This window comes from Klebsiella sp. HMSC16A12 (assembly GCF_001808265.1).
Lineage (GTDB): Bacteria > Pseudomonadota > Gammaproteobacteria > Enterobacterales > Enterobacteriaceae > Klebsiella > Klebsiella pneumoniae.
The window spans coordinates 112,369-133,679 of sequence record NZ_KV792621.1 but is presented as its reverse complement, the minus strand read 5'-3'; the positions used below and the strand labels follow the sequence as shown (position 1 = coordinate 133,679).

General features: G+C 57.5%; 19 protein-coding genes. 9 read left to right on the top strand and 10 right to left on the bottom strand.

All coding sequences use genetic code 11. The features are described 5' to 3' along the window. The first annotated feature begins 23 nt into the window (after positions 1-23). Positions 24-995 carry a glyoxylate/hydroxypyruvate reductase GhrB gene (gene ghrB, locus HMPREF3140_RS16365; protein WP_004145219.1) on the top strand — a complete coding sequence of 324 codons (972 nt, stop codon included), beginning with the start codon at positions 24-26 and terminating at the stop codon, positions 993-995. Between the two features lie 108 nt (positions 996-1,103). Here ghrB and HMPREF3140_RS16360 read toward each other — a convergent pair whose 3' ends face one another. Beyond that, positions 1,104-1,814: a DUF3053 domain-containing protein gene (locus HMPREF3140_RS16360; RefSeq protein WP_002921929.1), complete on the bottom strand. Its 711-nt coding sequence runs from the start codon at positions 1,812-1,814 to the stop codon at positions 1,104-1,106. A gap of 440 nt (positions 1,815-2,254) precedes the next feature. Here HMPREF3140_RS16360 and HMPREF3140_RS16355 point away from each other — a divergent pair, with 440 nt between their 5' ends. The 3 genes from HMPREF3140_RS16355 (at position 2,255) to cspA (ending at position 4,611) form a co-directional block, all read left to right on the top strand. Beyond that, the gene (locus tag HMPREF3140_RS16355) at positions 2,255-3,610 is read left to right on the top strand and encodes an MFS transporter (protein ID WP_004188196.1); all 1,356 of its coding nucleotides are present in this window, start codon (positions 2,255-2,257) and stop codon (positions 3,608-3,610) included. Between the two features lie 245 nt (positions 3,611-3,855). Continuing rightward, the gene (locus HMPREF3140_RS16350) at positions 3,856-4,146 is read left to right on the top strand and encodes an HTH-type transcriptional regulator (RefSeq protein WP_032412560.1); all 291 of its coding nucleotides are present in this window, start codon (positions 3,856-3,858) and stop codon (positions 4,144-4,146) included. Between the two features lie 252 nt (positions 4,147-4,398). Next, positions 4,399-4,611, top strand: coding sequence for a transcription antiterminator/RNA stability regulator CspE (gene cspA / locus HMPREF3140_RS16345; protein WP_000014594.1), 213 nt, complete (start codon positions 4,399-4,401; stop codon positions 4,609-4,611). A gap of 98 nt (positions 4,612-4,709) precedes the next feature. Here cspA and HMPREF3140_RS16340 read toward each other — a convergent pair whose 3' ends face one another. The 5 genes from HMPREF3140_RS16340 to HMPREF3140_RS16320 all read right to left on the bottom strand — a co-directional run bounded on the left by HMPREF3140_RS16340 (position 4,710) and on the right by HMPREF3140_RS16320 (position 10,526). Then, entirely contained in the window at positions 4,710-6,329 is a 1,620-nt protein-coding gene (locus tag HMPREF3140_RS16340; protein ID WP_004214569.1) for an ATP-binding cassette domain-containing protein, read from the bottom strand. 301 nt (positions 6,330-6,630) lie between these two features. After that, a complete protein-coding gene (hokA, locus tag HMPREF3140_RS16335; RefSeq protein WP_002922102.1) occupies positions 6,631-6,783 on the bottom strand; it encodes a type I toxin-antitoxin system toxin HokA in 153 nt (50 codons plus the stop codon). 325 nt (positions 6,784-7,108) lie between these two features. Then, the gene (glyS, locus tag HMPREF3140_RS16330; RefSeq protein WP_002922127.1) at positions 7,109-9,178 is read right to left on the bottom strand and encodes a glycine--tRNA ligase subunit beta; all 2,070 of its coding nucleotides are present in this window, start codon (positions 9,176-9,178) and stop codon (positions 7,109-7,111) included. A 9-nt stretch (positions 9,179-9,187) separates the two neighbouring features. Further along, entirely contained in the window at positions 9,188-10,099 is a 912-nt protein-coding gene (gene glyQ / locus HMPREF3140_RS16325; RefSeq protein ID WP_002922128.1) for a glycine--tRNA ligase subunit alpha, read from the bottom strand. Positions 10,100-10,226: 127 nt separating this feature from the next. Continuing rightward, positions 10,227-10,526 (bottom strand): YsaB family lipoprotein, encoded by a 300-nt coding sequence (locus tag HMPREF3140_RS16320; RefSeq protein WP_002922129.1) that lies wholly within the window; start codon positions 10,524-10,526, stop codon positions 10,227-10,229. A 179-nt stretch (positions 10,527-10,705) separates the two neighbouring features. On the opposite strand from HMPREF3140_RS16320, the gene HMPREF3140_RS16315 reads away from it, so the two are divergent. Next, a complete protein-coding gene (locus HMPREF3140_RS16315) occupies positions 10,706-11,701 on the top strand; it encodes an acyltransferase (protein ID WP_004145225.1) in 996 nt (331 codons plus the stop codon). Between the two features lie 26 nt (positions 11,702-11,727). Here HMPREF3140_RS16315 and yiaA read toward each other — a convergent pair whose 3' ends face one another. The 4 genes from yiaA to xylA form a co-directional block, all read right to left on the bottom strand. Beyond that, positions 11,728-12,174: an inner membrane protein YiaA gene (gene yiaA, locus HMPREF3140_RS16310; RefSeq protein ID WP_004188180.1), complete on the bottom strand. Its 447-nt coding sequence runs from the start codon at positions 12,172-12,174 to the stop codon at positions 11,728-11,730. Between the two features lie 31 nt (positions 12,175-12,205). Beyond that, entirely contained in the window at positions 12,206-12,577 is a 372-nt protein-coding gene (gene yiaB, locus HMPREF3140_RS16305; RefSeq protein WP_002922133.1) for an inner membrane protein YiaB, read from the bottom strand. 168 nt (positions 12,578-12,745) lie between these two features. Then, the gene (xylB, locus tag HMPREF3140_RS16300) at positions 12,746-14,200 is read right to left on the bottom strand and encodes a xylulokinase (protein ID WP_004150156.1); all 1,455 of its coding nucleotides are present in this window, start codon (positions 14,198-14,200) and stop codon (positions 12,746-12,748) included. A gap of 92 nt (positions 14,201-14,292) precedes the next feature. Beyond that, positions 14,293-15,615 (bottom strand): xylose isomerase, encoded by a 1,323-nt coding sequence (xylA, locus tag HMPREF3140_RS16295; protein WP_002922139.1) that lies wholly within the window; start codon positions 15,613-15,615, stop codon positions 14,293-14,295. Positions 15,616-16,109: 494 nt separating this feature from the next. Here xylA and xylF point away from each other — a divergent pair, with 494 nt between their 5' ends. From xylF to xylR, 4 genes are all read left to right on the top strand, one after another. After that, positions 16,110-17,105 carry a D-xylose ABC transporter substrate-binding protein gene (gene xylF, locus HMPREF3140_RS16290; protein WP_004152040.1) on the top strand — a complete coding sequence of 332 codons (996 nt, stop codon included), beginning with the start codon at positions 16,110-16,112 and terminating at the stop codon, positions 17,103-17,105. Positions 17,106-17,169: 64 nt separating this feature from the next. Continuing rightward, positions 17,170-18,711: a xylose ABC transporter ATP-binding protein gene (locus HMPREF3140_RS16285; RefSeq protein WP_002922346.1), complete on the top strand. Its 1,542-nt coding sequence runs from the start codon at positions 17,170-17,172 to the stop codon at positions 18,709-18,711. Then, a complete protein-coding gene (xylH, locus tag HMPREF3140_RS16280) occupies positions 18,689-19,870 on the top strand; it encodes a xylose ABC transporter permease XylH (protein ID WP_002922349.1) in 1,182 nt (393 codons plus the stop codon). Before HMPREF3140_RS16285 ends, xylH begins: the two co-directional genes overlap by 23 nt. Before the next feature lie 232 nt (positions 19,871-20,102). Beyond that, complete coding sequence (gene xylR / locus HMPREF3140_RS16275) at positions 20,103-21,281, top strand: D-xylose utilization transcriptional activator XylR (protein WP_004145231.1); 1,179 nt, start codon at positions 20,103-20,105, stop codon at positions 21,279-21,281. The last annotated feature ends 30 nt before the right edge of the window (positions 21,282-21,311 follow it).

The window sequence follows — 21,311 nt, the reverse complement described above, 5'->3', positions numbered from 1 at the left end:
CGACTCATACTACGGAGATTCGCATGAAGCCGTCTGTCATTCTCTATAAAACGCTTCCCGACGACCTGCTACAGCGTCTGGAGGAGCACTTTTCCGTCACTCAGGTGAAAAACCTGCGGCCGGAGACCGTTTCGCAGCACGCTGAGGCCTTCGCCCAGGCTGAAGGCCTGCTGGGCTCCAGCGAAAAGGTTGACGCCGCGCTGCTGGAGAAGATGCCGAAGCTGCGTGCGACCTCCACCGTTTCCGTTGGCTATGACAACTTCGACGTCGAGGCGCTGAACGCCCGCCGGGTGCTGCTGATGCATACCCCGACCGTGCTGACCGAGACCGTCGCCGATACGGTCATGGCGCTGGTGCTGAGTACCGCGCGCCGGGTGGTGGAAGTGGCGGAGCGCGTCAAAGCGGGTGAATGGACGAAGAGCATTGGTCCGGACTGGTTCGGCACGGATGTTCACCATAAAACCTTAGGCATCGTCGGCATGGGCCGCATCGGTATGGCGCTGGCGCAGCGCGCCCACTTCGGGTTCGGCATGCCGATCCTGTATAACGCGCGTCGCCAGCATCCGCAGGCGGAAGAACGCTTCAATGCCCGCTATTGCGATCTCGATACCCTGCTGCAGGAGGCTGACTTTGTCTGCCTGATCCTGCCCCTGAGCGAAGAGACTCACCATCTGTTCGGTCAGGCGCAGTTTGCCAAAATGAAATCTTCCGCCATCTTCATTAACGCCGGGCGTGGCCCGGTAGTGGACGAGCAGGCGCTGATCGCCGCCCTGCAGAACGGTGAGATCCACGCTGCCGGTCTCGATGTGTTCGAACACGAACCGCTGGCCAAGGACTCACCGCTGCTGAGCCTGCCGAACGTCGTCGCGCTGCCGCATATCGGCTCCGCCACCCATGAGACGCGCTACAACATGGCGGCCTGTGCGGTGGACAACCTGATCGACGCCCTGAACGGCAACGTAGAGAAAAACTGCGTCAATCCGCAGGTAAAATAAGCCATAAAAAAACCCGGGTAACGGCGGCAACCGCCCTCCCCGGGTTCTTTTTGCATCCTGTCCATCATCCTGCCCGTTCGCCGCAGCCAACGTCAGCCAGATGAAGCATTAACGGGTGGCGTTCACCGCCGCCGTCCATGCCTGATTAAACGCCTGATGCTGCGCCGCCAGCGGCCCAATCAGCGCATTGTACTGGCTGGCCTGCTGGGAGGTCGGGAACTGAATGCCGTTGGCGACAAAGCTCACCTGCGTCCCCTGCTGAGCGACAAAATCCCCAACCTGAACCAGCTGCTGGGTAAAGATCTGCGCGGCCGGGATCAGCGGCTGCAGCGCGTCGGCTGGCGCCGTCACCACCTTGGCGTAAACCTGATCGAAGACCGGCTTGAGATCGTCAGCCTGCTTCAGCGCGCCATGCGCGGCATCGGCCTGCATTTTCGCATTCTGCAGCTGCTGGCTGAGCACGCCCAGCGCGCCGTTCGCCTGACGCAGCGGCTCACGCTGGGTCATATAATCCTGCGGGACGCGGATCGCATTGACGCTGTCCACCACCGGGCGCAGACCAGCGTCCATCGCCTGGCTCACCTGCTGCGAGTAACCGTAGATCACCGCGTAGTCAGAGACAAAAGGCCCAAACTGTTTTTTCTGATCGGCGGTCAGCGTCGGCAGACGTTCACCGCTACGCATCGCCGTATTCTGCAGGAAGTCGATAAACGCTTTGCGCTGATCGCCCTCTTTATCAAAACACCCACTCAGGCTAACCACCATCAATAAGGCCGCCATAGCCGCAAACCAGCGAGAGCAGGACTTTCCTGTCGCCATTTTTTTACTCCTTTCAGCCAAAAAAAGCGCACAACGGCACACACGTGCCAGACGCTGACAAGGATAGTCCAGCTCGGCCTCGCAGGATACCCTTTCCTGCTAATCTTACGCGGGAAAAACACCATTTTGCACGCCATCGTCGCGCTGTAGAACGTCTGTTATGCGCATCACAAATATGGTCTTAAGATCAGGTGGGCCAGAACTTCATAAGCCATTGATATTAATATAAATAAAAAGCCACAACCCGGCACTGCGCCTTAAAGCGGACGATAATCGCACGCTTTGGCACGCGTCTGGATTGCCTGCCTCGCACTTCAATGATTTGATGAATGAGCGATTAACGGCGATATGTTCGATTATCGCACAAATCAAACTCAACGACGCGAAGGCGACGATAATAATAAACCTCTGTCCCTCGCTCAGTCTGCCAGGAAAGCCGTATGACTAAGACAACCATCGACATTCAGGCCTTTATCAACGAGCACCCCTTCACCCGCTACCAGTGGATGATCCTTGCGCTCTGCTTTATCACCGTCGCGATGGACGGGTTCGATACCGCAATTATCGGGTTCATCGCCTCCGACCTGGTGCAAGAGTGGGGCGTGGAAAAATCGGCCCTCGGCCCGGTGATGAGCGCCGCGCTGGTGGGCCTGGCGGTCGGCGCCTTAACCGCAGGGCCGCTGGCTGACCGCATCGGCCGCAAAAAAGTGCTGATCATGTCGATCGTGGTGTTCGGCGGATTCAGCCTGCTCACCGCCTTCGCCACCAGCCTTAATCAGCTGACGCTGCTGCGCTTCCTGACCGGTCTGGGCCTTGGCGCGGCGATGCCGAATGCCGCGACGCTAATGAGTGAATATGCGCCGGAGCGCCGTCGGGCGCTGCTGGTGAACCTGATGTTTGTCGGCTTTCCGATGGGATCTTCGCTGGGCGGCTTTTTATCCGCCTGGATGATCCCGCACTATGGCTGGCAGAGCGTGCTGGTGCTGGGCGGCGTGATGCCCCTCCTGCTGGCGGTGGCATTAATATTCCTGCTGCCAGAGTCCGTCCGCTATCTGGTGGTGAAGCAGCACCCGGCGCAGCGCATTGCTGCTATCCTGCGCCGTATCGCGCCGCTGCCGAAGGCAGTGGAATTTGTACTACGCGAAGCAGGCCAGGTGAAAGAGAAATCCGCGATCGGCGTCATTTTCTCCCCTCGCTACGCGGTGGGTACCGTGATGCTGTGCCTGACCTACTTTATGGGTCTGCTGATTTTCTATCTGCTGACCAGCTGGCTGCCGCTGCTCATCCGTGAAACCGGCGCCTCGATGAGTCAGGCCTCAATTATCACCGCCCTGTTCCCGCTCGGCGGCGGGATTGGCGTGCTGATCCTCGGCGCCCTGATGGACAAGATCAATCCCAATAAAGTGGTGGCCGTCGGCTGGCTGCTGACCGGCGTTTTTGTCTGCCTGGTGGGGTTCTCCACCAGCAGCCTGGCGCTAATGGGAGTGATGGTCTTTATCGCCGGCAGCATTATGAACGGCGCGCAGTCGTCGATGCCGGCGCTGGCGGCTGGCTTCTATCCGACGCAGGGGCGCGCCACCGGCGTCGCCTGGATGCTGGGTATCGGCCGCTTCGGCGGCATCCTCGGCGCGTTCAGCGGCGCCTTCCTGATGCAGGCTCAGCTCTCCTTTGAGACCATTTTCACCCTGCTGGCCATCCCGGCGTTCCTGTCAGCCATTGCGCTGCTGATCAAGTACCGGGTCAGTAAATCCGTGCCGGCGACGACAGATGAGGCGAGAAGCCTGCAGAAAGCCTAACCCTATAAGCCGGCGCCCCGCGCCGGCTTTGCCGCTTTTTTCTTATCCGTTTACAAAAATTTTCGAAGCCACCTCATCGCGTTAATAATCATTCTTTTAGGCTACGCTGCCGTTTGGCTGTCGGGGCAGATTCGATAGCCTGTTGGCAAATAATCACCGACGTTACCATCCCTTGCGCCATTTTCTGACTATTCTTAATGAGCTATAGAAAAATCTTTTCCGCTGTGTGATAAAAGGAGTTCTCAATGGAATATAAAGATCCCGTGTTTGAACTGCTGAGCAGCCTGGAACACATCGTTTTTAAGGATGATAATCAGAAAGTTACCTCAAACCGTAAGTCCACTGTGTTTAGTGAATTTGAGCAACTGCGTAAAGGCACTGGACTTAAGATTGACGACTTTGCCAACGTCATGGGCGTGAGCGTCGCCATGGTAAGAGAGTGGGAGTCGAGACGGGTTAGACCGTCTCCCACTGAGCTGAAATTGATGCGCCTGATTCAGGCCAATCCACAGCTTTCACGACAATTACTCGATTAATCTCGCGCGCAGCGGCAAAGGCCAGTAAGGGAGCTTTTGCCGCTGCACCGTAAAAAAAAGTTTGCTATCAGGTGCTGAACGTGCGTTAATGCTCGCAGGTTTGATGTACAGACCACAGAGCAGTCGAATAGAGCAGTCCTTCTAAGGTTATCCAAAGATACCCCCGTAGTGAACTTTCCCTTTATCGCTTTAAATCTGTAGTCCAGACCCCTACGCCGCAAGGCTCACTTATTTTTTTAAAGGTAATTCACTATGTCCGGTAAAATGACTGGTATCGTAAAATGGTTCAACGCTGACAAAGGCTTCGGCTTCATCACTCCTGACGATGGCTCTAAAGACGTGTTCGTACACTTCTCTGCTATCCAGAACGATGGCTACAAATCCCTGGACGAAGGTCAGAAAGTATCCTTCACCATCGAAAGCGGCGCTAAAGGCCCGGCAGCTGGCAACGTAACTTCTCTGTAAGTTCAAGCCGCTAAGAATCGAGAATCCCTGCCTGATGGCGGGGATTTTTTTTATCTGTCGCCAGTAGCCGCCAGCATAAGATGGCGGCTACCGGGCATTCAAAGCAGGGAAAAGTGCCAGCTCGTCTCCCGCCACGCCAGACTATGGGTCAGCTTCAGACCTTGTAAAAACGCCTCATCATGCGACACCACCAGCATCGCGCCGGGAAACGCCGCCAGCGCGCTTTCAATAGCCTGCGTCGATGCTAAATCGAGATGGTTGGTTGGCTCATCCAACAAAAGCAGCTGGGCAGGCTCGCGTCGCCAGAGCACGCACGCCAGCGCCGCTTTCAGGCGCTCGCCGCCGCTGAGCGCCGACAGCGGCAGAGTGACCTTATCCGCGCCCAGCTGGAGCTGCGCCAGGCGGGTGCGCAGGAGGCCCTCATCCAGTGGGGTATCTTCCAGGCTCAGGTGCGCCATTACCGACAGGGATAAATCCAGCTGCGTCAGATGTTGATCGAGGTAAGCGGCGCTCACCGAAAGCCGGACATCGCCTGACGCGGCCTGCTCCAGCCCCAACAGCGTTTTCAGCAAAGTGGTTTTGCCACAGCCGTTTGGCCCCTTTAGCGCGATGCGCATCGGGCCATCGATACGCCAGTTCAGCGGCGCAGCCGGCGCATGGTCGAGCTGTAATGACTCCACCACCAGTACCTGCTTGCCGGCGGCCACTTCGCTACCCGGCAGGGTAAACATCACTGGGGTCTCTTCCTCAACCCGCTCCCGCGCCTGCTGCACGGCGGCATTTAGACTGCTGTTCTGTTCACGATGCTGACGGCGCAGCGTTCCCGGGCGCTCTTTTGCCGCTCCTTTGTACTTCACGCGTTCGAAGGAGGCGATATTTAGCGTATCAACGGTACGCAGCGTCTGAGCCGAGCGCCGCTGGGCGGCGTCATGCTCCTTATGCATTCGCGCGCGGGTGCGCCGTCGGTCGGTCACGGCATGCTCCAGCGCCGCGCGCGCGGCCTGCTGCTCCGCCATACGCTGGCGCTGATATTCATCATAGTTGCCGCCGTAGCTGCGCAGCGCCATCGGCGTCAGCTCAATAATCCTCGGCATCCGCGTCAGCAGCTCGCGGTCGTGGCTGGCGATCAGAGCCCCGCCCTGCCAGCTTTCCAGTTGGTGATAGAGCCACTCCCGCCCCTGGCGGTCCAGATGGTTGGTAGGCTCATCCAGCAGCAGATAATCGGCGCCCGAGACGAAGGCGCCGCACAGCAGAGCCTTCATCCGCTCGCCGCCGCTGAGTGAAAACGCGGGGCGATCGGCAGAGAACGGCGGGAGATCGGCTTCACGGAACGCTAAACTCAGGCGATCGGTGAGATCCCAGTGACCATCTAACAGATCGAAATCGTCGGCCAGCCCTTGGCCCTGTTCAAGGCGAGACAAGGCGGCAAAAACCGACGCATAGCCCAGCAGCGTAGCGAGGGTGGTCTCCGGCGTGAGCGTCGGCTGCTGCGCTACCCAGGCAACGGCGGCGGCGCGCTCAATATGGCCGCCGGCAGGAGAATCAAGGCCCGCCAGCAGACGCAGCAGACGCGTCTTGCCGACGCCGTTCCGGCCGACCAGGCCGCAAAGGGACGGTTCCAGCGAGACGCTGAGCGGACCAAACAGGGTCTGTCCCGTCGCAAACTGACAGGTGACCTGATGTAAAACAAAAGCGGGGATGTGGGCGCAATGAGCCATAAGCACTCCTGAATGAAATCAATACTCCCCTACCCGCAAGGTCTGCGAGGTAAGGCGTGAAATTCATCAGTCGTGTTTGTTCATTTGTGGGGCGCGCTCCGGTGAGACGAGGGATTCGTCGGGACATAGGATAGCCACACTCCGGTATGCGTTGCAAGCCTGTTTTATTCAACGATCTTGTAAAAATAAAAAGGCCTCCTGATATCAGGAGGCAAAGGATTTATTTGGTGAACAATGAAAGGGTGCATTGAGAATGCCTGACACCGCAAGCATGGTGGGGATAGATCCCCACCAGATGCTCTTACTGTTTAATATCACAGGCTAAGAATGCCACCAGCTCAATATTTCCCTGCCTGCGCTGTAATTCACATAGCGAATCACGAACCATCCAGGTCAATAATAAAATAGTGAAGCAAATCACTACTAAGCCAAACAACAGATACTTTTGCGGCATTCCACGCCTCCAGTGTTGATTTTCAACAAGTAAGAGGCTACTCTTATGGTGTTCATGCATAGGGGAGCCTCACTTTGATTACTATCAGGTGGGGCTTTTCTCTGTCTGTCTCCCGCTGAATACCTGAGACACATAGTCTCAAGCACCCGCCGCCATTCTAGCGTAAATACCTCTCGGAATTATGTTTATATATTCCTAAAACTTTTCTCATCGATGAATGCAAATAATGAAGATATCAATGGCAGAATTATTAACGGTTCACCTATTTATATTTCACGTATAAAAAAACCTGCCCTGAGGCAGGTCTTTATTATTACCGATACGCTTACTGCAGCAGAGAAATATCCGCCACTTGCAGGAACAGTTCACGCAGTTTGGACAGCAGCGTCAGACGGTTGATGCGAACATCTTTGTCTTCAGCGTTAACCATCACGTTCTCGAAGAACTCATCCACCGGCTCGCGCAGCGCGGCCAGCTCGATCAGCGCATCCTGATAACGGCCTGCGGCGAAATACGGCTGCAGCTTGTCGCGCAGCACCACCAGATTACCCGCCAGCTTAATTTCCGCCGCTTCTTTCAGCACCGAAGCGTGAACGATGTCGTTCAGCGTCTCATCGGATTTCGCGAGGATGTTAGAGACACGTTTGTTTGCCGCCGCCAGCGCGGAGGACTCTTCCAGAGTACGGAAGTGCGATACCGCCTTCATACGCGCATCGAAATCCGCCGGGCGGGTTGGACGACGCGCCAGTACCGCCTGGATCGTGTCGACGCCGTAGCCTTCGTCCTGATACCAGGCACGGAAGCGGCCCAGCATAAAGTCGATCACATCATCAACCACGTTGGCGTTGGTCAGCTTCTCACCGTACAGACGAACCGCTTCTTCGGTCAGCGTCTGCAGATCGAGATCCAGGTTCTTCTCAACGATGATACGCAGCACGCCCAGCGCGGCGCGACGCAGCGCAAACGGGTCTTTATCGCCTTTCGGATGCTGACCGATACCAAAGATACCCGCCAGGGTGTCCATCTTATCGGCAATCGCTACCGCGCAGGCCACCGGATTAGACGGCAGCGCGTCGCCAGCAAATCGCGGCTGATACTGCTCGTTCAGCGCCACGGCCACGTCTTCCGCTTCGCCGTCATGGCGCGCGTAGTGCATCCCCATCACGCCCTGGGTGTCGGTGAACTCGAAGACCATGTTGGTCATCAGGTCGCACTTGGACAGCAGGCCCGCGCGGGTTGCGTGGTTCACGTCAGCGCCAATCTGTTCGGCAATCCAACCCGCCAGCGCCTGGATGCGATCGGTCTTGTCGCGCAGAGTCCCAAGTTGCTGTTGGAACAGCACGGTTTCCAGACGCGGCAGGTTATCTTCCAGACGTTTTTTACGGTCGGTATTGAAGAAGAACTCGGCATCGGCCAGACGCGGACGGACCACCTTCTCGTTACCGGAGATGATCTGCTGCGGATCTTTGGACTCGATGTTGGCCACGAAGATAAAGTTCGGCAGCAGTTTGCCGGCGTTGTCGTAGACCGGAAAGTACTTCTGGTCGCCCTTCATGGTGTAAACCAGCGCTTCAGACGGCACCGCGAGGAATTTTTCTTCGAACTTCGCCGTCAGCACCACCGGCCATTCCACCAGCGAGGTGACCTCTTCCAGCAGGCTTTCGCTCAGATCGGCTTGACCGCCAATCTTACGCGCCGCCTCTTGCGCATCAGCTTTGATTTTGGCTTTACGCTGTTCGTAATCGGCGATGACTTTACCGCGCTCCAGCAGGATCTGCGGGTACTGGTCGGCATGGTCGATGGTGAACTCCGGCTCGCCCATAAAGCGATGGCCGCGAATCACGCGATCGGACGGAATACCGAGGATAGTGGCCGGGATCACTTTGTCACCCAGCAGCAAAGTCACCGTGTGTACCGGACGCACGAAGTGGACGTCAGACGCGCCCCAGCGCATCAGTTTCGGGATCGGTAGCTTCGCCAGCGAGCTGGCAATCATGTTCGGCAGCAGCGCTTCGGTGCTTTCGCCCTTCACATGGGCGCGATACAGCAGCCACTCGCCTTTGTCCGTGGTCAGACGTTCGGCCTGATCGACGGTGATACCGCAGCCGCGCGCCCAGCCTTCGGCCGCTTTGCTTGGCTTGCCTTCGGCATCGAACGCCTGGGCAATAGCCGGGCCGCGTTTTTCCACTTCGCGATCGGCTTGCGCCGCCGCCAGGTTGGCCACCTTCAGCGCCAGACGACGCGGGGCGGCAAACCATTCCACTTTACCGTGCGCAAGGCCAGCGTTATCCAGCTCCGCGGTCACATTCGCAGCAAAAGATTCCGCCAGGCTGCGCAGCGCTTTTGGTGGCAGCTCTTCAGTGCCGATTTCCACCAGAAAAGTATTCTCAGACATGGCCGCCTCTTATTTATTCTTGTTGCACATCGGGAAGCCGAGCGCTTCACGGGAAGCGTAGTACGCTTCCGCCACTGCTTTAGTCAGGGTGCGAATGCGCAGGATATAGCGCTGACGCTCGGTGACGGAGATGGCTTTACGCGCATCCAGCAGGTTGAAGCTGTGAGCCGCTTTCAGAATACGCTCATAGGCCGGCAGCGGCAGCGGGGTCTCCAGCGCCAGCAGCTGCTGGGCCTCTTTCTCATACTGTTCGAAGCAGGTGAACAGGAAGTCGACGTCGGCATATTCGAAGTTATAGGTGGACTGCTCCACTTCGTTCTGGTGGAACACGTCGCCGTAGGTGGTTTTCCCCAGCGGGCCATCGCTCCAGACCAGGTCATAGACGCTGTCCACACCCTGGATGTACATCGCCAGACGCTCCAGACCGTAGGTGATCTCGCCGGTCACCGGCTTACACTCGAGGCCGCCGACCTGCTGGAAGTAGGTGAACTGCGTCACTTCCATGCCGTTGAGCCACACTTCCCAGCCCAGACCCCAGGCGCCCAGCGTCGGGTTTTCCCAGTTGTCTTCGACAAAGCGAATGTCGTGGATAGTCGGGTCCATACCCAGCTCTTTCAGCGACCCGAGGTACAGCTCCTGGATGTTGTCCGGAGAGGGTTTAATCACCACCTGGAACTGATAGTAGTGCTGTAAACGGTTCGGGTTTTCGCCATAGCGGCCATCGGTTGGACGACGGGAAGGCTGCACGTAGGCGGTCGCCATTGGCTCCGGCCCTAACGCGCGCAGGCAGGTCATCGGGTGAGAGGTGCCGGCGCCGACTTCCATGTCCAGTGGTTGAACAATGGTGCAGCCCTGACGAGCCCAGTAATCCTGTAAGGTCAGGATCAGGCCCTGGAAGGTCCTGGTATCAAACTTTTGCATATGATTTCGTGCTGGATACGTGTGGATTTAAAGGAAGGAGTCAGTATACCCGCTGGCTGCGAGATATACAGTACGAAACGGCGTTGTTTCAGGAAAACGGACGAAATTTACGCCAGGCGGGGTCGATTCAGCGCATCGAAAGATGCATAAACTGGCCGTCCGGGTCAAAGGAACAGATGAAACGCTCATTCTTGCCGGTACGGCCAGAAAGCTCATAGCTCGCCTGGAATTGTTCAAAGTGGTTCACGTCAACGAGCTGCGTTTGCGTGTTATAGCGGATAGCCGCCTGATCCTTGCAAAGCTGCGCCATATTGAGCGTGGTTTGCGGCGTAATACGAGCGCGCTGCGCTTTTTGCGTCGGCGGGGAGACGGTCTCGCTGCAGCCCGCGAGGAGCAGCACCAGCATGACGGAAACAACACCTTTCACCACGTTCTCCTCCACCGCCTTGTTAGCAAGTTGTTATCCTAAAGATTCAGTATTACAGGTATTTTGCGAATATCATGAAACTGCGACAAGTCTGTGACCGAAAACTCAGACTAATCTATTGCGACACCGGGAAACCGGGCAGGTCATATCTTATTTCTCCAGCAGACATTGAGGGACTGATGCAAGAAAAGATACACTGGATCACCAACCTGCGCGGCATCGCCTGCATGATGGTGGTGATGATCCACAGCACCAGCTGGTATATCACTCACCCCCATGCGATTACCCTGCTGCAATGGGATATCGCCAATCTGCTCAATTCCGCCTCCCGCGTCAGCGTGCCGCTGTTTTTTATGATCTCGGGCTACCTCTTTTTTGGGGAACGCAGCGCCCAGCCGCGCCATTTCTGGCGGATTGGCCTGTGCATTGCGTTCTATAGCGCGCTATCTCTGCTGTATATCACGCTGTTTACCCATATCAACGTCGAGCTGTCGTTAAAGAATTTGCTGCAGAAGCCTGTCTTCTACCACCTGTGGTTTTTCTTTGCTATCGCCGTCATCTACCTGCTCTCGCCGCTGATTCAGGTTAAGTCCACCAGTAGCACAATGCTGCTGGCGCTGATGGCGATCCTCGGCATTCTGGCCAACCCCAATATGGTCAGCGTTAAAGCCGCCGGGATTGAGTGGCTGCCAGTCAACCTTTATATCAACGGCGACACCTTCTACTACGTGCTCTACGGCGTGCTGGGCAGAGCCATTGGCACCCTGGACACCGATAAAAAATGGCTAACACCGCTCTGCGCCGCGCTGTTCATCGCCGCCGTGTGGGTCATTTCCCGCGGCACGCTGCATGAGCTGCGCTGGCGCGGAGACTTCGGCGACACCTGGTATCTCTACTGCGGACCGGCGGTGTTTGTTTGCGCGGTCACCCTGCTGACGCTGGCCAAAAACTGGCTTAACGCGCGTCCCCTGCCCGGTATCGCCTGCATTGCGCGACATTCGCTGGGGATCTACGGCTTTCATGCCCTGATAGTGCATGCGCTGCGCGCCAGCCATCTGGAGCTATCCCGCTGGCCGCTGCTGGATATTGTGTGGATATTTAGCGCCGCCCTGCTCGGCAGCCTGCTGCTGTCAGGCCTGGTGCAGCGGATTGATAGCCGCCGGCTGGTCAGCTAACGGTCCGCCGCCCGGAGGGGCCCGACTTACGTCTCAGGCCCCTCTTCCGTCACGCTGAGAGGTTCCCGTAAGCGCGTCGGGTCCCAGACATCACGCACGTTTTTCTGTACCGCAACAGCGCCAAACAGGCTCAAAAAATACGCCAGCCCATAGAACCCTTTCTCGCTGAGCAGCAGAGTGGCATTCCACAGTCCGATAACCAGCAGACCTACAGCGATAACGAAGACCACCAGACAGGTGGTGTAGTACAACGCGGTGGTCGGAATGGCTTCATACTTATCGCGCACCGTCTTTTGATAAGATGCCGCGGCAAACAGCCCCAGTACCAGGACGGCAAAATAATAGCCTTTCTCATTCAACTGCATATCGGCATTCCACAGCCCCACCAGATAGGTGACGATGCCGCCGATCAGGGCAATCCAGGAGATCAAATGAAACGCAGGAGAATACGTCGCGTGCTTGTTTTCCATCACTTTTTACCTTTTACGCGCCTCGGGGCGGCGCTTATTCCGTTTTTTGCATCGCGCGGGCGATGCGGGTCCGTTCGGGGGTTGCCGATGCGCCATATAAGCAGACAAACCATGCCGCGATATAGACGGCTTTTTCATGCCAGTCTGCCGGTACATACCAGGCGCCGACCAGCAGCAGGCCGACCGATAGCAGCAGCACCAGCCGGCATAAGGCAATAAAACCGTCGTCCTGTTCCTGCCACTGACTGGCGCGCTGATGGGCGAGAACAGCAAACATCCCCATCACCAGCACGCCGAGAAAATACCCTTTGCCGCTGAACAGCGGGCAGGTCCGCCAGATACCGAGCAGATAAACCAGCGATCCTGTCGCCATCATCCCCCTGGCAATATTGCGTTTTGTGATCATCTCACCTCCCTGGTCGACAGGGGCTGATTATGACCGACTCCCTCGGCGATGCCTCAGATTACGTACGACAAAGCGGAGATTTCGGAATAAATAAATACGCATTTATGGATGGATGTAGCCGGGACATTCAGGAAGGGAATCCGCCCGGCGCTGCCGGACGGACTGAGGCTAAGACATCAGCGGTTTCAGTTGCTGATAAATCTGGCGGAAGGTTTCCCGCTGCGGCGCATAGTGGGCCACACGGCGATCGTCCGGGCGATGGGCTTGTTCAAGCGGCAGCGGCTTCAGCAGCCCGGGGCGGTCTGCCTCGTCGTGAACCGCCAGCTGCGCCAGCCTGGCCGCCCCCAGCGCCGGGCCGACATCGCCCCCGGTACGGTAATCGAGCTGCAGGCCGCTGATATCCGCCAGCATTTGCCGCCAGTAAGCGCTGCGCGCCCCGCCGCCGATAAGCGTGATGCTCTGCGGCTTGATGCCGCAGGCGTGCACCACGTCCATACCATCCGCCAGCGCATAGCCCACCCCTTCCAGCACCGCCCGCGCCAGCTCTGCCGGCCCATGCTGATGCGTCAGGCCAAAAAAGACGCCCTTAGCCTGCGGGTTGTTGTGCGGCGTGCGTTCGCCAGACAGATAGGGCAGGAACCACACCGGACCGGCGCTTTCATCCGCCGTCTGCGCCGCCGCGATCAGCGCCGGCACGCTGGCGAGACCGGTTAATTTTGCCGCCCAGTCCAGACAGGAGGCCGCGCTGAGCATCACCGACATCAAATGCCAGCGGCCCGGCAGGGCATGGCAGAAGCTGTGCACCGCGCTTTCGGGTTTGCTAAGGAACCCTTCACTGACGGCGAAGTAGACGCCTGACGTACCCAGCGACAGCATCGCCTGACCGGCATCGGCCATGCCGACCCCGACCGCGCCCGCGGCGTTGTCGCCCCCCCCGCCCACCACCAGCGCCGGTGGCATATTCCACGCCTGCGCCACCTCAGGTCGCAGTTGCCCGGTGACGTCGCTGCCTTCGAACAGCGCCGGCATCGCATCCCGACTGAGATCGCAGGCGGCGAGCATCTCGTCGCTCCAGTCGCGCCGGGCGACGTCCAGCCACATCGTGCCGGCGGCGTCAGACATATCGCTAGCGAGCTCGCCGGTCATGCGCAGGCGCAGATAATCCTTGGGCAGCAGAACTTTATCGACCTGGCTGAACACTGCCGCCTCGTGGCGCTGTACCCATAAGAGCTTCGGCGCCGTAAAGCCCGGCATCATCAGGTTGCCGGTGATCTGCCGGGAAGCGCTGACTTTGTCTTCCAGCAGCTGGCACTCTTCGGCGCAGCGGCCGTCATTCCATAAAATGGCCGGACGCAACACCTGTAACGATTTATCCAGTAGGGTGGCGCCGTGCATCTGTCCGGCAATGCCCAGCGCCTTCACGTCGCGCAGGCTATGCTGCGCGCCCAGGGCTTTCATCGCCGTGTCCGTCGCCAGCCACCACTGTTCGGGATCTTGCTCCGACCACAGCGGATGCGGACGCGAGACGGTGAGTTTTTCGGTATGCGATGCCACTACCTCACCCTGCTCATTGAGCAGGATGGCTTTGACGCCCGACGTCCCCAGATCGATGCCGATATACATACTCCCTCTCCTTAAACGCGCGCCACGGCTGAGCGTGGCGCGAACAGAGCATCCTGGTTGCGGCGCCGGTCACCCCGGGCGCCGCCGTATGATTACTTGTCAAACAGATAATGGTTGACCAGGTTTTCCAGTTGTTCCTGCTGGCCGCTGCGATGCTGCGGCGCCAGCTGATGCTGAGCGGCATACTGGGCAATATCGCTCAGGGTCATCTGCCCGTTAAGGATCTGCTGCCCCAGCTCACCGTTCCAGCCGGCGTAGCGTCTGGCCACGCGCTTATCCAGTTCGCCGTCCTCAATCATCCGCGCCGCGACCTTCAGCGATAGCGCCATGGTATCCATCGCGCCAATATGACCATAGAACAGATCGTATTTGTCGGTGCTCTGCCGGCGCACTTTCGCATCAAAGTTGAGCCCGCCGGTGGTGAAGCCGCCCGCTTTGAGGATTTCATACATCACCAGCGCGTTCTCTTCGACGCTGTTCGGGAACTGGTCGGTATCCCAGCCCAGCTGCGGATCGCCGCGGTTGGCGTCAACGGAGCCGAACAGCCCCAGCGCAATGGCCGTCGCAATTTCATGATGGAACGAATGGCCGGCGAGCGTGGCATGGTTAGCTTCAATATTCAGTTTAATCTCTTTTTCCAGACCAAACTGTTTGAGGAAGCCGTAAACGGTAGAGGCATCATAGTCATACTGATGCTTGGTCGGCTCCTGCGGTTTGGGCTCAATCAGCAGCGTGCCTTTAAAGCCGATTTTATGCTTATGCTCCACCACCAGCTGCATAAAGCGGCCAATCTGCTCACGCTCCTGGCGCAGGTCGGTATTCAGCAGGGTTTCATAGCCCTCGCGACCGCCCCACAGCACATAGTTTTCACCGCCCAGTTGATGGGTGGCATTCATGGCGGTGACCACCTGGGTGGCCGCCCAGCTAAATACTTCCGGATCCGGGTTGGTGGCCGCGCCGGCGCCGTAGCGCGGGTTGGTAAAGCAGTTTGCGGTCCCCCACAGAAGCTTCACGCCGCTCTGCTGCTGTTTCTCAGCCAGCACCTCGACCATCCGGGCGAAGTTATTGCTGTACTCCTTGAGCGAAGCGCCTTCCGGCGAGACGTCAACGTCGTGGAAGCAGTAGTAAGGCACGTTGAGTTTATGGAAGAATTCGAACGCCACATCGGCTTTGCGTTTGGCCATCTCCAGGGCGTCGCCAGGCTGCTGCCAGGGACGATCAAAGGAGCCCACGCCAAACATATCGGCGCCATTCCAGCAGAAGGTGTGCCAGTAACAGGCCGCAAAACGCAGATGATCTTCCATCCGTTTGCCCAGCACCAGTTCATCCGGGTTGTAATGACGGAAAGCCAGCGGGTTAGTGGATTTCGGGCCTTCGTAACGAACGCGATCGAGTTGATCGAAATAGGTCTGCATAGAGAACTCCATATTCAGAGATGCGGCGAATAACCAATCAGATACCCTAAATAATTCGAGTTGCAGGAAGGCGGCAGGAGCGCGAGTCCCCGGTAACCGGGGGCGGAGCAACGAATGTCACCAACCCACCTACAACTTGAAGTATGACGGGTTTAAGCCAATATAGAATTTCGCTTTCATTTTCCTCAATTACGTTATTTCACACCGCCATTGAGAGAATCCACAAACGTGCGCCAGCTCGCAAAAATAATATCCAGTCACCGTTGCGCCGCTTTGTCAGAGACAGTCCAGTGCAATAATAAGAGCGTGCATGAATAAAATACGATCGCCGTCATAATTTGCACATTAAACGAAATTTCATAACGGCAAAATAAGAACCGGTAATTGCCAGCCCTGCTTTCCGCGTTAAGAATCTGTAACGTATCCGCAACCTCATGTATCAAACATTATTTTCCGTTCGTCTTACCTACCCTTACAAAAAAGGTATCGTTATTATGAAGATAAAGAACCTTTGCCTTACGCTTTGCGCCAGCTCCCTCCTGCTCGCCAGCATGGCGGGGATGGCGAAAGAAGTGAAGATTGGCATGGCCATCGACGATCTGCGTCTGGAGCGCTGGCAGAAAGACCGTGATATTTTCGTCAATAAAGCGGAATCCTTAGGCGCCAAAGTTTTTGTCCAGTCCGCTAATGGCAATGAAGAAACGCAGATGTCGCAAATTGAAAACATGATCAACCGCGGCGTCGATGTGTTAGTCATTATTCCTTATAACGGCCAGGTACTCAGTAACGTTATTAAAGAAGCCAAGCAGGAAGGTATTAAAGTCCTGGCCTATGACCGTATGATTAATAATGCCGACATTGATTTCTATATATCTTTCGATAATGAAAAAGTTGGTGAAATGCAGGCGCAAAGTCTGGTCGACAAAGTGCCGCAGGGTAATTATTTCCTGATGGGCGGTTCGCCGGTGGATAATAACGCTAAACTGTTCCGCGCCGGACAGATGAAGGTTCTCAAGCCGTATGTCGATGATGGCAAAATTAAGATTGTCGGCGATCAGTGGGTTGACGGCTGGCTGCCGGAGAACGCGCTGAAAATAATGGAAAACGCGCTAACGGCGAATAATAACAAGATCGATGCCGTGGTCGCCTCCAATGACGCCACCGCCGGCGGCGCCATCCAGGCCTTAACCGCCCAGGGGCTGGCCGGCAAAGTGGCGATCTCCGGTCAGGATGCCGACCTGGCGGGCGTGAAGCGCATTATTTCCGGTACCCAGACGATGACCGTCTATAAACCGATTACCACCCTGGCCACCAACGCCGCTGAAATCGCCGTTGAGCTGGGTAACGATAAGCAGCCGAAGGCCGATACCACGCTGAATAACGGCTTAAAAGACGTCCCTTCGCGCCTGTTAACGCCAATTGAGGTAAATAAAGAGAATATCGACGCCACGGTGATTAAAGACGGTTTCCATAAAAAGAGTGAACTGTAATGGCTGACGCCCCGCTGCGGGGCGTCATTTTCATCCCGCCGGATATCACTGTTGCGGAGTCTTTATGACCTGGCTACTCGAAATGAAGAACATCACCAAAACCTTCGGCGCTGTTAAAGCCGTGGATAACGTCAGCCTGCGCCTGAACGCAGGCGAGGTGGTCTCGTTATGCGGTGAAAATGGGTCGGGGAAATCGACGCTGATGAAGGTGCTGTGCGGTATCTATCCGCACGGAAGCTATGAGGGCGAGATTATTTTTGCCGGCGAAACGCTGCAGGCAAACCATATTCGCGATACCGAACGCAAAGGCATCGCCATTATTCATCAGGAGCTGGCGCTGGTGAAACATCTCACCGTGCTGGAGAATATTTTCCTCGGCGCCGAGATATCCCGCCATGGTCTGCTGGATTATGAAACCATGACGCTGCGCTGTCAGAAGCTGTTGGCGCAGGTCAATCTGCCCATTTCCCCCGATACCCGCGTCGGCGACCTCGGCCTTGGTCAGCAGCAGTTGGTGGAGATCGCCAAGGCGCTGAATAAACAGGTTCGCCTGCTGATCCTCGACGAACCGACCGCCTCCTTAACCGAACAAGAAACCGCGACGCTGCTGGCGATCGTTCGCGATCTGCAAAACCACGATATCGCCTGCATCTATATCTCGCATAAGCTCAATGAGGTCAAAGCGATCTCCGATACGATCTGCGTGATCCGCGACGGCCAGCACATCGGCACCCGCGATGCCAGCGGCATGAGCGAAGACGATATCATCACCATGATGGTCGGCCGCGAGCTCACCGCGCTCTATCCCAGCGAGCCGCACGCCCACGGCGAGGAGATCCTGCGGGTTGAACATTTAACCGCCTGGCACCCGGTAAACCGCCATATTAAACGGGTCAATGACGTCTCATTTTCCCTGCGTCGCGGAGAAATCCTCGGCATCGCCGGGCTGGTCGGCGCCGGACGTACCGAGGCGGTACAGTGCCTGTTCGGCGTCTGGCCGGGGCGCTGGCAAGGGGAGATCTTTATTGATGGCCAGCCGGTGAGCATTTCTAACTGCCAGCAGGCCATTGCCCACGGCATCGCCATGGTGCCGGAAGACCGCAAAAAAGACGGCATCGTGCCGGTGATGGCGGTGGGCAAAAACATTACCCTCGCGGCGCTCAACCAGTTCACCGGCGCAATGAGCAGCCTGGACGACGCCGCCGAGCAGCACTGCATTCAGCAGTCCATTCAGCGTTTGAAAATTAAAACCTCCTCGCCGGAGTTGGCGATTGGCCGTCTGAGCGGCGGCAACCAGCAAAAGGCGATTCTGGCGCGCTGTCTGCTGCTCAATCCGCGCATTCTGATCCTCGACGAACCCACCCGTGGCATCGATATCGGGGCGAAGTATGAAATTTATAAACTGATTAACCAGCTGGTGCAGCAGGGCATCGCGGTCATTGTCATTTCATCCGAACTGCCCGAGGTGCTCGGTCTCAGCGATCGGGTGCTGGTCATGCACGAAGGCAGACTAAAAGCCAATTTGGTTAATCAACATCTGACCCAGGAACAGGTGATGGAAGCCGCGCTGAGGAGCGAACGCCATGTCGAAGAACACGTCGTCTGAAATCAAACTCACCCCAACCGCCCCCGCGGCCCTGCCGGCGCTGAAAGGGCTGAATCTCCAGGTCTTCGTGATGATCGCCGCCATCGTCGTCATTATGCTGTTTTTCACCTGGGTTACCGATGGCGCCTACCTGAGCGCACGCAACATCTCCAACCTGCTGCGGCAGACGGCCATCACCGGCATCCTCGCCGTCGGCATGGTGTTTGTGATTATTTCGGCAGAAATCGACCTCTCCGTTGGCTCGATGATGGGGCTGCTGGGCGGCGCTGCGGCGATCTTTGACGTCTGGCTCGGCTGGCCGCTGCCGCTCACCATTCTGGTGACGCTGGTGATGGGCCTGCTGCTCGGCGCGTGGAACGGATGGTGGGTAGCCTATCGCAAAGTGCCCTCGTTTATCGTCACCCTTGCCGGGATGCTGGCGTTTCGCGGCATTCTGATCGGCATCACCAACGGGACCACCGTCTCGCCCACCAGCCCGGCGATGTCGCAGATCGGCCAAAGCTACCTGCCAGACGGCATCGGCTTCGGCATCGGCGTTGTCGGCATGGCGGTGTTTATCGTCTGGCAGTGGCGCGGGCGGATGCGCCGGCAGGCATTAGGTCTGGCGACCTCGTCCTCCACCGCCGCCGTCGGCCGCCAGGCCATTACCGCGGTGATTGTGCTGGGCGCAATCTGGCTGCTCAATGACTATCGCGGCGTACCGACCCCGGTGCTGATCCTCGCCGCCCTGCTGCTGGCGGGCCTGTTTATGGCCACCCGCACCGCCTTTGGTCGCCGCATCTACGCCATCGGCGGCAACCTGGAGGCGGCCCGTCTGTCCGGGATTAACGTCGAGCGTACCAAGCTGGCGGTGTTTGCCATTAACGGCCTGATGGTCGCCATTGCCGGGCTAATCCTCAGCTCACGGCTCGGCGCGGGGTCGCCTTCGGCGGGCAATATCGCCGAACTGGACGCCATCGCCGCCTGCGTCATCGGCGGCACCAGCCTGGCGGGCGGCATCGGCAGCGTCGCCGGGGCGGTAATGGGGGCGTTTATTATGTCGGCCCTGGATAACGGCATGAGCATGATGGACGTCGCTACCTTCTGGCAATATATCGTTAAAGGCGCCATTTTGCTGCTGGCGGTGTGGATGGACTCTGCCACCAAGCGGCGCGCATAAGCAGAGACTCTCTGAAGAATGTCTGAATTCTTTGCGCTACCGCCAAACTTCGCCATAAGGCGCTTGAAATATCTCGGGCATTAGCCGGTAGTGTATACCCAACATCATTCGGGTTGCAGACGGCGCCCCCGGCCGCGTACCGGCGTACGTGGCCGGGATGAGTGGTAAGTCAGGCCATCGGCAACATCTTGAATGAAGGGGTATGACCGGGGTTAGAGCAGGAACATTATCTATGTTTGAAAAGCGTCACCGTATTACGCTGTTATTTAACGCCAACAAAGCTTATGACCGCCAGGTAGTTGAAGGTGTCGGCGAGTATCTGCAGGCCTCCCAGTTGGAGTGGGATATCTTTATTGAAGAGGACTTTCGGGCACGCATCGAAAACATCAAAGAGTGGTTGGGCGATGGCGTTATCGCCGACTATGACGATCCCGAAATCGAAAAGCTGCTGGCCGATGTCCACGTGCCCATCGTCGGCGTCGGCGGATCTTATCATCAGCCAGAGCAGTACCCGCCGGTCCACTATATCGCCACCGACAACGCCGCGCTGGTGGAAAGCGCTTTTCTCCATTTGAAGGAAAAAGGGGTGCACCGCTTCGCGTTTTACGGACTCCCCACCTCCAGCGGTAAACGCTGGGCGGTAGAGCGCGAGTATGCCTTCTGCCAGCTGGTCGCGAAGGAGAAGTATCGCGGCGTGGTCTACCAGGGGCTGGAGACAGCGCCGGAGAACTGGCAGCACGCGCAAAACCGGCTCGCCGACTGGCTGCAAACCCTGCCGCCGCAAACCGGCATCATCGCCGTCACCGACGCCCGCGCCCGCCACGTCCTGCAGGCCTGCGAGCTGCTGCATATCCCGGTGCCAGAGAAACTGTGCGTTATCGGCATCGATAACGAGGAGCTAACCCGCTATCTCTCTCGCGTCGCCCTCTCCTCTGTCGCCCAGGGCACCCGCCAGATGGGTTATCAGGCGGCAAAATTACTCCACCGGCTGTTGAATAACGAGGCCCTCCCGCTGCAGCGCCAGCTGATCCCACCGATGCGCGTCGTTGAGCGACGCTCCACCGACTACCGGTCGTTAAACGATCCCTCCGTGATACAGGCGATGCATTACATTCGCAACAATGCCTGCAAAGGCATCAAGGTGGAACAGGTGCTCGACGCCGTGGGCATCTCTCGCTCTAATCTGGAAAAACGCTTCAAAGAGGAGGTCGGGGAGACCATCCACACGGTGATCCACAGCGAAAAACTGGAAAAGGCGCGTAGCCTGCTGGTGTCCACTAGTCTGTCGATCAATGAGATTTCGCAGATGTGCGGCTATCCGTCGCTGCAATATTTCTATTCGGTGTTTAAGAAGGAGTACGACGTGACGCCGAAGGAGTACCGCGATCGGCACAGCGAGGTGATGCTGTAGGGTAAAAAAATGCCCGGCGACAAGGCCGGG

Excerpts from the sequence above, each read along its gene's own strand:
- ghrB (WP_004145219.1), top strand. The coding sequence starts at position 24 with ATGAAGCCGTCTGTCATTCTCTATAAAACGCTTCCCGACGACCTGCTA.
- HMPREF3140_RS16360 (WP_002921929.1), bottom strand. The coding sequence starts at position 1,814 with ATGGCGACAGGAAAGTCCTGCTCTCGCTGGTTTGCGGCTATGGCGGCC.
- HMPREF3140_RS16355 (WP_004188196.1), top strand. The coding sequence starts at position 2,255 with ATGACTAAGACAACCATCGACATTCAGGCCTTTATCAACGAGCACCCC.
- HMPREF3140_RS16350 (WP_032412560.1), top strand. The coding sequence starts at position 3,856 with ATGGAATATAAAGATCCCGTGTTTGAACTGCTGAGCAGCCTGGAACAC.
- cspA (WP_000014594.1), top strand. The coding sequence starts at position 4,399 with ATGTCCGGTAAAATGACTGGTATCGTAAAATGGTTCAACGCTGACAAA.
- HMPREF3140_RS16340 (WP_004214569.1), bottom strand. The coding sequence starts at position 6,329 with ATGGCTCATTGCGCCCACATCCCCGCTTTTGTTTTACATCAGGTCACC.
- hokA (WP_002922102.1), bottom strand. The coding sequence starts at position 6,783 with ATGCCGCAAAAGTATCTGTTGTTTGGCTTAGTAGTGATTTGCTTCACT.
- glyS (WP_002922127.1), bottom strand. The coding sequence starts at position 9,178 with ATGTCTGAGAATACTTTTCTGGTGGAAATCGGCACTGAAGAGCTGCCA.
- glyQ (WP_002922128.1), bottom strand. The coding sequence starts at position 10,099 with ATGCAAAAGTTTGATACCAGGACCTTCCAGGGCCTGATCCTGACCTTA.
- HMPREF3140_RS16315 (WP_004145225.1), top strand. The coding sequence starts at position 10,706 with ATGCAAGAAAAGATACACTGGATCACCAACCTGCGCGGCATCGCCTGC.
- yiaB (WP_002922133.1), bottom strand. The coding sequence starts at position 12,577 with ATGATCACAAAACGCAATATTGCCAGGGGGATGATGGCGACAGGATCG.
- xylB (WP_004150156.1), bottom strand. The coding sequence starts at position 14,200 with ATGTATATCGGCATCGATCTGGGGACGTCGGGCGTCAAAGCCATCCTG.
- xylA (WP_002922139.1), bottom strand. The coding sequence starts at position 15,615 with ATGCAGACCTATTTCGATCAACTCGATCGCGTTCGTTACGAAGGCCCG.
- xylF (WP_004152040.1), top strand. The coding sequence starts at position 16,110 with ATGAAGATAAAGAACCTTTGCCTTACGCTTTGCGCCAGCTCCCTCCTG.
- HMPREF3140_RS16285 (WP_002922346.1), top strand. The coding sequence starts at position 17,170 with ATGACCTGGCTACTCGAAATGAAGAACATCACCAAAACCTTCGGCGCT.
- xylH (WP_002922349.1), top strand. The coding sequence starts at position 18,689 with ATGTCGAAGAACACGTCGTCTGAAATCAAACTCACCCCAACCGCCCCC.
- xylR (WP_004145231.1), top strand. The coding sequence starts at position 20,103 with ATGTTTGAAAAGCGTCACCGTATTACGCTGTTATTTAACGCCAACAAA.